Source organism: Mesorhizobium sp. YM1C-6-2 (assembly GCF_003666685.1).
Lineage (GTDB): Bacteria > Pseudomonadota > Alphaproteobacteria > Rhizobiales > Rhizobiaceae > Mesorhizobium_K.
The window spans coordinates 46,992-57,396 of the sequence record NZ_RCIZ01000017.1 but is presented as its reverse complement, the minus strand read 5'-3'; the positions used below and the strand labels follow the sequence as shown (position 1 = coordinate 57,396).

The window sequence follows — 10,405 nt, the reverse complement described above, 5'->3', positions numbered from 1 at the left end:
GGGACGGGTTCAAACATGGGTCACTTCTCAATGAAAATTACACGCTCCCCCGGGTCACTTCTCAGCAGCAATCAACAGTGATCGCGGGAAAGATGTCGATCGCAGATGCCACAGTGAAAGTTCACGTCAAGGCAATCCTGAGAAAGGCCGGCGTGGACAACAGAACTCAGGCGGCGATCTGGGCTATGCAAAAAGGACCGCGCCCAGCGAGGGAGTTTGATGGACACTCCAGAGGCAGTAAGAACGATAGCGCATCGCGGCCCGAGCGATACGTGGACTTGCCAACAGGTGGATGCATTGAAATTCCAATGGCTGGCAACAATCGCTCCGAGCTCGAACGCGGGAAGATGGGCCGCCGAGATCGCAGCCAAGCCCGAAATGCTTCCTGTGTCACCGCGTGTGACACGTTCCCAAGCGTCCGGAAGATGGTCCCCTGACGCAAATGCCGCCGCACCTCTCTCGGTCCCGGCGGCCGAGTTGGTCTCTCAGGTACCGAATTCGGGGGGATCGCGAAGCGCATGACATTGAAGACGGCTTCGGCACGACCGAGGCCAGTGTAGCTTCCTGGCCGGCCCGACGGTGGTGATCAGGCTGATTAGGCATCTGGTGTAGTTTGCGTATTGCTCTCAGCCGGGACACTAGCTGCTGGCAGCCGCTCCTTCAGGCTGGCCAATGCCGTCCAGGTTCGAGCCGTGGTTAGCAGGAGGGTAGCCCGCGGGGGAGAGATGCCGGGTTCGTCCCGGAGCCGCAAACAGTCATCTGCCTGTTTCCGGCATTCAGCTACACTGATTTCGAGGAGCGGCATAGGCCACCATTGTGTTGCTATGCGTTTGTACGGCTATGGGCAGGCTGGCGACCTCACCCCCCTGTTCGTCGCCAGCCCCGTCGCGGGAGCCCAGGTTGGGTCGCGCCCGGCTGGAGACTAGCATGGACAGTTATTCCACGCCTGCTCTATCTGGCACGCGACCTGATTATCTTTGATCTGCACCGGAACCTTCATGTGTAAGGGACGCTGTATCCTTAGCCAAGGAGGCTCCTCCAATGCCTGACGTACCCGAGAAGCCGGACGGCGAGGGTCGCGTTGGCCTTATTCAGCGTTTAGTCAAAGAGACGGGAATTACCGAAGTTGAGGCTTTGGACCTCATCACCGTGCTAGGCGTGAACTGGTCATCCCTCGTGCGAGAAGCGCGTCTGCTTAGGACGAAGCGTTAGAGTCGCCGTTTTTTCAAGTTCGGCAAGCAGTGCTTCTTCGTCACGGGAGCCAAGATTAAACAATTCTAGGATGAGGGCCGCCGCGTCCTCGCGCTGGATCGTGTCGGTGACGCCATACGTCCCGCAGAAGGTATCGAGAACCCTTGCCATCATCGCCAATTGCTTGGCGCTTGCTACACCGCGCGGCACTGCCCAACCCCGGTATTCAACGCGTCCCTAAGGAAAAATTCTAGCAATTGGCGAGCCCAATTCAAGTCGGTTTGTGAATGTGAAATCGCCTTCCGCCTTGGATCAGGTCCGCGATCGCGTAATAGCGGTCTGCCCTGCGGCGTGCGGAAATGGCTAAGCAAGGGTCACCCCCCAAGCCCCGATCCTTGCAAATTGGCCGGCGCCACCCCGAAGCCACCCACCTCCGGATCAGGACGCCGGCCATTTCATGTCCTGAACCACGCCAAGATCTTCATCACAGACTCGCCCAGAAGCACCACGCCGCCGAGTATGCCGAGGATCGTGATGATGATCCACTTCGATACCTTGGCGAAGCCGATCAACGCCCGGACGAGCGGCATGCCGGCTTCAAGAGCCTTGGCATCCTCCACGGTCAGATCAGTCAGGAACTTCCGCGTCGGCTCGGGAAGCTCGGCAAACTGCTCTGCGATCTTGGCGTCCCTGTTCATGCTATGCCTGCCCCCTGCCGAGATAGAAATCGATCCGCCGCCGGTCCGCGCAGATGATACGAGCGATGCGCCGCTTCGGATGCTCGGCCACGTATTGCGCCGCGGCGCGCTGCGACTGGATCTGGCATTCCATGACGCCGAGCCCGTCGGCCTGGACATGCGGCCGGCAGTCGCCGCCGGCGAGCGCACAGGTGAGCAGGATGAGGGCCATCATGGGCGCCACCCGCAGGCGTGCTCGCCATATTCGTTGTGCGAGACGATCCAGCGTTGCTCGCCGTCCGAGTAGTTCGTCCCCTCGGTTGCGGGATAGGCGCTCGAGACGTCGCAGAAGCTACCCACGCTTGCGCAGCCAGCGGCGAAAGCGCTGATCGAGAGCGCCAGGATCAAGGCCGGCAACCTCATCATCGATCTCCTTCTTCTCCTTGATGGATTTCAGGCGGTCAGCCACCTGCTTGTTGCGTTCGTCCTGGCGGGCGTCTCGGCGCAGATAGACGACCGCAGCGCCGATCGCCGCGAAGAGCACGGCATAGAGCCCACCTGGTCCGGTCAGGAAGGCGACGATCGCGGAGCCCATCACAGGCTCCAGATGCCGGCGCCGAAGATGGCGGCGAGGCCGAACACCACCGCCACGAAGATCGCGAAGAGGATGTTACGCATTGGGGCGGTCCTTCACGAAGTAGCCGACGGCAAAGCCGACGAGATATGGCAGCGGCTCCCAGATGACGGGGTCGGCGAACTGCGGCCATGCCTGCACGACGAGCGCCTTGACAACGCCCGCGATCGACGCCGACAGCATGGCGGCCGTCAGCTTGTTCGTCGGGAGCGCCGTGGGCTGATTGACGGTCTCCATGTCACTTCTCCTTTGGTGGTCCGAATATCCAGCCGAGCACCGTCTGCACGATCCTCCACCAGAGGGCTTCGGGCTGCTTCGGCGCCGGACCGGGTTTGACGGCGGGCGGCCGGTCCTCGACGTGGACGACGACGGGCCCCGTAGGCAGGGCAGGCTTGGCCGCTGGGGGTGTCGAGCTAGGCTCGACAGGCTTGGACGCGCCCACGGGCTTCCTCGCGGCGTCTCTGGCCAGCGCCAGCACCGTCTCCACCTTCTCAGGGGCGATCAGGGATTTGTTCAGCCCGTCGCCGGCGTAATAGGACTGCCCTCGCCTCACCCTCCGGCTTGCGCCCTGCGTGTCGACGAGAACCGGAAGCGACGCCCATTCCTGCGCCAGCCGCTTGCCGAACTCGGCGGCGCTGATCTTGCCCGCCACGAACGCCTCGTAGCCACGGCGCTTCAGCAGGTGGTAGCCCAGCCGATCCTGCAGGTTGGCGTCCAGCTTCTGCGAGGGGGAGAGCCCGAGTTCGGCGATCAGGCCGGACAGCGTCGCCTTCATGAACTGGTAGCGGCCAGTCGCCGAGGAGCCGAAGCGCTTCGTCCACGATCCCTGCTCGGACTGCACCTCCGCCAGCGTCATCGACGTGACCGGCTTCGGCAGCTTGCCCTGGTTGTTGCCGTAGATCGTATCGTAGCCGCGCGGGGCCTCGATGCCGCCGATGAAGTCGAGCAGCATCGCCGCTCCGGCCGGAACGGTCTTGTCCATGGTCAGTGCTCCGATGATGACAAAGAGAAGGGCAGCCGCTAGCTGCTTTCGCATGCCGGGCTGCTTTGAGAAGTGGAAGACTAAAGCACTACGACCAACGCGCTTGCTTTTGCTGCACCATTGGCGAGGATGATCCCCGGCGGAATTACGGGCGGGGGTCCGATCATGAATGTTTTTGTATTATGCACTGGTCGCAGCGGGTCGGCGTCTTTCGCGAAAGCTTGCAAGCACTTCACGAATTACTCGGCGGCCCATGAAAGCAGGAGCCGCGTCTTCGGGCCCGGACGTTTCGACTACCCCCCGAACCACATCGAAGTGGACAATCACCTCGCGTTTCAGCTCGGCTATCTCCATCAGCGGTACGGCAATGACGCGTGCTACGTTCATCTCGTGCGGGACCGGGAGCGCGTCGCAAAAAGCTTTGTCCGGCTGATCGACAGCCCGGTGTCCAATGTTCGCGGGTTCGCGACCGGTGTTCTGATGCGTCCGGAACTAACCGATGAAGAACTTTGGGCGGCAAGTCTCGATTACGTCGACGTGGTGTCGGCCAACATCAAAGCCTTCCTGAGAGACAAGACCCGGACCCATTTCGTGGACATAGACGACCCGGTAGAGGCATTCCTCGCTTTTGCAGAAGACATCGGCGCTGAGGGGGATTTGGACGCGGCGGTCAACACGCTAACGACCCCATCGAACCTCAAGCTGAACACCGCCTATGCTCAAAAGAAGAACCTGCTGCAGTATATTCCCAAGGCGCTGAAGCGGATTGCCGGCGGCTGAGCATCATCTCAGTTCAGACTTCTAAGCCGGAGAACAGCCCTGCCAGGATGTAGAGGCGGATCGACCACGCGTAGCGCAGCACGGCGCGCCAGTTGGGCACGAGACGCATGGCTGGCTTCCTTGTGAAAATTGATGTGAGGTCGTAAAGTCGCGCCGTATTCGGGGCTGGGGGCAGCTATCGAATGGACATTCGGAGCGGAATAGTCACCGTCGCGCTTTGCACGGTCGCCTTCATGTTTGCTGACGCGATCCTCTTGCTGGGATCGAACGTGCAGATCGCTCCTCAGAACTGGCTTGAACTCGCCAAGGTGGCTGTCGGTGTCGCCTTCCTATGGTCTGTGACCTGGTTGGTCGACAGGAGGCTGGCGGGCGATCCATCTCGCATTGCCCTGCTGATCAAGCGAGCGTCGGCATCGATTCGCCTGATGCTCGTGGCAGTCACCGTTTTCGTGCCGATGACGTTTGCCACGACCCTTTTCATGTTCCTCGCAAGCGCGACATCCGCGCCGCTAACGGACGCCTACCTGGCCGAAATGGACCGGGTGATGGGCTTCGACTGGATAGCATTCCATCAGGCAATGAGCGGTCCGATCACAAGCCCTGTCCTGATCTTTGCCTACCACGCGCTCGGGCCGCAGGTTCCGCTGGTACTCCTCTATCACTCGGTCATGCTGAAGCGGCGGCGCATCATTGAATTCCTTGTTCTGCTGGCCGTAGCGGGAGTCCCTACTGCCATCGGCATGTATTTGTTTCCGGCCGCCGGTGCCTATTCCTTCTACCAGATCGATCCAGGCCAGTTTTCGGCGCACGCCGGCATGTGGCATTATGATCTTCTGTTGCGGCTCCGCGCCGGTGAGCCGTTTGAATATCTTGTCACCCACCCTGCTGGCCTGACGACGTTCCCGTCCTTTCACACGGCGCTTGGCTTGCTGATTATCTACTCGCTGCGCCACGCGCCGAAGGTGATCCTGTTGCCCGTGGCAGCCGTGAACGCCGCCATGATCGTCAGCACTCTGCCCGAAGGAGGGCATTACCTGATCGATGTGATCGCTGGCGTAGTCGTGGCTGCTTTTGCAATCACGTTCGCACGCTTCGCAGCCCCGGCCCCCATGAACGAGGAAATGCCGTTGCCGGCGGCGTGAAGTTCTCGCGCAGGCCGACATAGCGGCGCGGTCGCGATCCACGCCGGGTCGGGCTTTGTCGTTTCTCCATATAAGCGAGTATATTTTCGGCGAGGTCTGCCTCTCGACATCCCGAAATGGTTAAACGGGCAAAAATGCTTGCGAAAACATCATCTTGGCAGTCGTCGTCAAGAACAGATCAGTTAACGAGTTATTAAATCCCGTTGACACTTTAGCGATTTCTTGTGCAAGCTTCAGTCTGGCGATCTGGGGATCGTCTTTGTTTTGAGGCGAAGGGGAGTATCGTAATGCGCAAGTTGCTTGCAAAGTTCGTGCGCGAAGAAGACGGCGCGGCGATGATCGAATACACGGTTCTTCTGGGCATCATCACTGTCGCGGTGATCGCGACGATCATTCTTGTCGGCACATGGGTTTCCGGCGAGTGGTCGGACCTGAACGCCGCACTGCCGGCTTGATTGGAAGCGGAACTGAAAACCTACGCCCTATGGTTCCTCACTGGCATCTGTCTCGGCGCTTTGACGGTTGCTGCCTACAAACAACCGCTTAGCCGGCCGTACAAGACGTGGAGCCCTTGGGTTGCTGAGAACACGCTGCGTTTTTGAGTCACCCACTTGAGGCGCAGCGGAGAGGGGTCGGTGAAAGCCGGCCCCTTTTCTTATGACCTCGGGAACGCCGCGGCCGGCACCGTGTATCCAGCATCCGAAGCATAGCGTGCGACGCCCTTGGTGATGCGGACTTCATCCAGCCATCCGTTCAGCGCATTGCCGGCCGCGCCCTGCGCTCCGAACCGGAACGTCTCGGCTATGTTTGCCTGCGTGGTCGTCCAGCCGGTATCCTTGGCGACCATCGTACCGTTAACGTAAAGGCGCAGGGTGTTCCCGGATCGATCGACCGCGACATGGTACCATTGGCCGGTCGTCATCACGCCGGAACTCGATGGAAGCTCAGGGTTTGACGGCACGGTGCTGCGCCAGCCAAACTTCAGCACGCCAGATGAACTCAAATCCAGGATGAATCCGCGCGAGCCGCTTGTCCCTCCGGACTGGCTAAGAATTGCGTTGGCCGTCGCCAACGAATTGAACCGCACCCACGTCTCGATTGTGAATGCCGCAGACCCAACGTTCCAATCATCGCTATCGGGCAGTGCGACGTAGTCGCCGGTTCCGTCGAGCAACAGCGATCCGCCGCCGAATTTCGACTGTGCCGTGTCGATCTGGGCGTTGCCCAGGAACGTAAACGGCGAGTGCCCGGCCGGGCTGTCGTCAACGGCTGTCGTCGCTCCATCCGTCCCATCGAAGCCGACGAGCAGGACGACGTTGGCGAAGTGAGGATCGGTAGCTACCGGCTCCTCTACCTCGAGCGTAAAGCTCACCAGATCGGCGGTGCCGGGCGGATCGCTGCTGTCGGTGACGCGGACTGACAGGCCTGTGAAGGTGCCGCTTTCGGTCGGCGTGCCTCCGACGGCGCCCGTATCCGGATCGATTGTGATGCCGTCCGGCCAGTCGCCGACCAGAGAGAAGGTGTAGGGCTCGATACCGCCGTCCGCCGTGACCGTGAAGCCGGCATAGACTTCGCCGACGGTTGTCGTAAGGACCGATGTGCCCGAGATCACAAGCGAGACCGCCACGACAGTGATGTCGTAGTGCTGCCAGCTCCGGTAGCCGTCGCGAACCGAATAGACGCGGATGATCCCGGCATCCTCGCCAGCGAAATCAGCATGAGGGATCGCTTGAGACGTGCCGCTGATCCCGGAATAGGTCTCCAGCACGTTCTCGTCGATGTCGAGCACGTCGACCGTGACAGTTGCACCGCTTTCCGGCGTCACATCGGCGACCGTCCAGTCCTGCAGATTGTCCAGCACAAGCCGGCCGGGCGGGCGTGCCCAGGAGACCGTGAACGGGTCCGATCCGCTGACGTCGACCGGACCGGTATAGCCGGGATCAGTCGCGACTGTGACACCCTTCGGAACGTACGGCCGGATCGCGCGGCCGTCGAAGGTGACTGTATCGGCCGGCGCGTCGACCAGTTCCAGCCCGCCCTGACCAGTCACCGGGAGCAGCTTCACGCCGAGCACGTCGGCGTCCGTCCTGGCCTCGAAATCGGACATCGAGAAGTCATCGAAGAAGATGATGCTGGCGCCGGAGGCATGCTCCGCCGGAACGGTATCGAGGCAGCCGCGGCCAAGCGTCAGGGTTTGGCCCGAGATGGCATCGATCCGGACGATCTCAGCGCCGATCACGGCCAGTGTTCCGATGACAACCTGATCGAGATCGACGTCATCAGTCACATCGACCGACGTGTCTCCGCGTTCGAGTGCAGCTCCCAGCAGGGCATGCGGCGCGAAGAAATCGAGCGTGTCGGCAGCGTCCTCATAACCTGAACCGGCATCGATCGAGATGGTGGCGTAGAGTGTATCCTCGGAAGGCTGCGCACCGGCAACCTGCAACAGTCCGGCGTCGGCATCCGTGGTCAGCAGCGCGTCGGCGTCGGTACCGACCATCTGCACCATTTCGCGGTAGGGCATTTCCCAGACCAGCCGCGGCGTCACCACAGCAGGCTCCGAAGCCGGATTCTCCCAAGGCGATTCCCCGCCGTCGACCAGGATTTCCTCGCCGAGGCTGAACACGTCCTGCGCGAACTTCAGGCCTATCGCGTTCTTCCGGCCATCGCCGAACGTGAGCTCGCCGACCCGCATCACCTCGCCGGACAGATCATGCCTCGACGAGACCAGCCGGAAGGGATCGCCTGGATTGAGGCTTTCCACGGTCCGCTTGCATGTGATCCGGCCCGATGCCATGCCGGCGCCCAGCGCCTTCACATCGCGCGTGCCGACCCTGACCGCCAGGTTGGCCCCGGTGATGCCGGGATAGTGCCGCGTCGTCGATATAAGTTCGCCGGTCTCCTGGATCTGCGCGATGTTGTGCACCGCCCGGCTGGCATCCTTCGCCTTGGCACGGTCGTGATAGGTGACGATGACCGAATTGACCACCTCGGCCGGCTGGCGACGGGAAACCTCGTCCCATTCAACCACATCGTCTTCGTCGACAACCGGGATGGTGTCGATGTCGTAGTCGGCCCGGATCGGCTTCAGGACGAACTTGCCGGTCTCGCGCGACGTGTAGAGGAAGGCATCGACATGGGAGAGCACTGTGTTGATGAACTCGCCGATCTCCTCCTCGCGCTGCCAGAGCATGGAGAGCCCGAACGCTTCGGCATAGAAGGCGTCCGCTGCCCCGGTGAAGCTGACATCGTCGATGTCGCTCTCGTTGTAGCCCATGCCCCAATTTCGGTCGGTCAAGCACTCCCGGATGATGTGCGCCGGGTTCATATCCTGCCCGATGGCAAAGATCGGCCAGAGCACGGTGTTGGTGAAATGCCCGCCTATGAACGCCGTGCCGTGCTGCGCGTTGTAGAGGAAGTATGTAAAGGCGATGCCCTTGCGCACGTAGTTGCTCGCCGCGATATCGAGGTCCGAAACGACCTCCAGGTCGGACACCTTGATCTGGTAGACGTGCTTGATCACGTTGCCGCTGCTACCGGAATCCGCCACGATCACCGTGCCCGCATTCGTCGCCATCCGCTTCGAATGGACAGGGATACCGAACTGCGCCGGGAAACTCGTCGAGGACCGGTGCAGCGTGGACAGTTCTTCGCTGAATACGAAGATCCCTGTCCCGGCGGTGACCGCGACCTCGCCATTGACGTAGGCGATGGCTTTGATGTTGCCGGGTATCGAGGCCGACAGGTCGACCAGCGTTTCAGCCCATGTGCCGTTCCAGGTCACGCGAATGACGCTAGTGCTGTTGACCAGCCGGCAATAGGCATAGGTCGGCCCCATCGAGATCGTCTCGACGAAGGCGCTGCCGGGATGCGATGCGCCCACCTGCGTGTCATCAAGCGACCAGCCGGACTCGCCGCGGCTCAACAGATACCAGGGATTCGTCTCCGTGCTGATCGGCCCGATCTTGACCAGCGCATGGCCCTGGCGCTCGCCCATGACGAAGCCCCAGTTGAGGATATTCCCGAGATTGAAGCTTTGCAGAATCGTATCGGGATCGGAGATGCGACGGAATTCGAGGAAGCACGGAATGCTCGCCCCGAGATTGCCGCCGCTCATGACAACCAGATCTTCGGAATCGGTGATGTGGACGCGACCGCCGCCAGCTATCGATCCAGTGAGTGTTACGGTATCTAGGCCGCCATCCGGCAGGTGCCAGACCTTGACCGTGTTGCTCTCCGACCAGACCGCATAATCGCCGTTGGTGTCGACCTGGCCCTCGGCGTTCATCGTATCGCCGGACGCGAGTTCAAGGCCCGGCTCGTCTTCGGCGATATGCTCTGAGGGCACAGCGGCCTTCGCCGGATACCACTGCTCAGTGCCATCAGAGCGCAGGAAGATGCGCTGCAGCGTGAACGCCCACGGCTTGATGTATGGCGTCGTGCCGATATACATCCGCCGCAACACAGCGGTGACCACGCCCCGGAACGCCGGAACTGCCGCCCCAAGCTTCGAGACCAGATAATCGTTCTGGTCCTGCGTCGGCTCGCCCATTTCGAGGTCGAGCGTGCCGGAAATGCCACCTTCCCGGTCCTCGCCGCCGAACAGCCTGCTCTTGCTGATCGTGATCGGCCCGCCCGGTGCCACCCCGCGGAATGCCACCTTGTCGCCGACACGGATTTTGTAGCAGGCATCCGCCGGGCCGTGGCAAAGGGCCATCTGCATGCCGAGCGAGTATTTGTGGCCGATGGTCTGTTTCGGCCCAAACAGCCCGTAACGCCGAGCTCCCTTGATCGCACGGGCCCGAAGATCGCCGTACCAGGTGACGTTCGGCGACTTCAGTTCGCGCGTGCCGAACAGGACCGGGATTTCCCGGCCCTCCTCCGCAGTCGGCGCCTGGAAATCATCCAGGCTTGCCGGTTTGGCGTTCTGCGGCTTCGGCGTCAGCACGAGCTGCAGCGCAAACGACGCCAGCCCGATGATGATGTTCCAGAACATGGC

11 protein-coding genes are annotated in these 10,405 nt (G+C 61.5%); 4 read left to right on the top strand and 7 right to left on the bottom strand.

What is annotated here, in order from left to right; all coding sequences use genetic code 11:
- The coding region (locus D8676_RS25440) for a LuxR C-terminal-related transcriptional regulator (protein WP_147448262.1) at positions 1-437 on the top strand (437 nt) is incomplete at its 5' end.
- Between the two features lie 730 nt (positions 438-1,167).
- Here the strand turns inward: D8676_RS25440 and D8676_RS25435 are convergent.
- The 6 genes from D8676_RS25435 to D8676_RS25410 all read right to left on the bottom strand — a co-directional run bounded on the left by D8676_RS25435 (position 1,168) and on the right by D8676_RS25410 (position 3,484).
- The gene (locus tag D8676_RS25435; RefSeq protein ID WP_147448261.1) at positions 1,168-1,401 is read right to left on the bottom strand and encodes a hypothetical protein; all 234 of its coding nucleotides are present in this window, start codon (positions 1,399-1,401) and stop codon (positions 1,168-1,170) included.
- A 245-nt stretch (positions 1,402-1,646) separates the two neighbouring features.
- On the bottom strand, positions 1,647-1,889 hold the full coding sequence (locus D8676_RS25430; RefSeq protein WP_121583897.1) for a hypothetical protein: 243 nt from the start codon (positions 1,887-1,889) through the stop codon (positions 1,647-1,649).
- Position 1,890: 1 nt separating this feature from the next.
- Positions 1,891-2,103: a hypothetical protein gene (locus D8676_RS25425; protein ID WP_121583896.1), complete on the bottom strand. Its 213-nt coding sequence runs from the start codon at positions 2,101-2,103 to the stop codon at positions 1,891-1,893.
- Between the two features lie 117 nt (positions 2,104-2,220).
- Positions 2,221-2,463 carry a hypothetical protein gene (locus D8676_RS25420; protein ID WP_121583895.1) on the bottom strand — a complete coding sequence of 81 codons (243 nt, stop codon included), beginning with the start codon at positions 2,461-2,463 and terminating at the stop codon, positions 2,221-2,223.
- A 75-nt stretch (positions 2,464-2,538) separates the two neighbouring features.
- On the bottom strand, positions 2,539-2,739 hold the full coding sequence (locus tag D8676_RS25415) for a hypothetical protein (protein ID WP_121583894.1): 201 nt from the start codon (positions 2,737-2,739) through the stop codon (positions 2,539-2,541).
- Position 2,740: 1 nt separating this feature from the next.
- A complete protein-coding gene (locus D8676_RS25410; RefSeq protein WP_245427161.1) occupies positions 2,741-3,484 on the bottom strand; it encodes a hypothetical protein in 744 nt (247 codons plus the stop codon).
- A 165-nt stretch (positions 3,485-3,649) separates the two neighbouring features.
- Between D8676_RS25410 and D8676_RS25405 the strand changes: the two genes are divergently transcribed.
- The 3 genes from D8676_RS25405 to D8676_RS25395 all read left to right on the top strand — a co-directional run bounded on the left by D8676_RS25405 (position 3,650) and on the right by D8676_RS25395 (position 5,861).
- Positions 3,650-4,264 carry a hypothetical protein gene (locus tag D8676_RS25405; RefSeq protein WP_147448260.1) on the top strand — a complete coding sequence of 205 codons (615 nt, stop codon included), beginning with the start codon at positions 3,650-3,652 and terminating at the stop codon, positions 4,262-4,264.
- A gap of 182 nt (positions 4,265-4,446) precedes the next feature.
- Positions 4,447-5,406 (top strand): phosphatase PAP2 family protein, encoded by a 960-nt coding sequence (locus tag D8676_RS25400; protein WP_121583892.1) that lies wholly within the window; start codon positions 4,447-4,449, stop codon positions 5,404-5,406.
- 287 nt (positions 5,407-5,693) lie between these two features.
- Positions 5,694-5,861 carry a Flp family type IVb pilin gene (locus D8676_RS25395; RefSeq protein ID WP_121583891.1) on the top strand — a complete coding sequence of 56 codons (168 nt, stop codon included), beginning with the start codon at positions 5,694-5,696 and terminating at the stop codon, positions 5,859-5,861.
- 200 nt (positions 5,862-6,061) lie between these two features.
- On the opposite strand, the gene D8676_RS25390 is transcribed toward D8676_RS25395, so the two are convergent.
- Positions 6,062-10,402, bottom strand: a complete 4,341-nt coding sequence (locus D8676_RS25390) for a LamG-like jellyroll fold domain-containing protein (RefSeq protein WP_183097245.1) — start codon at positions 10,400-10,402, stop codon at positions 6,062-6,064.
- Between the last annotated feature and the right edge of the window lie 3 nt (positions 10,403-10,405).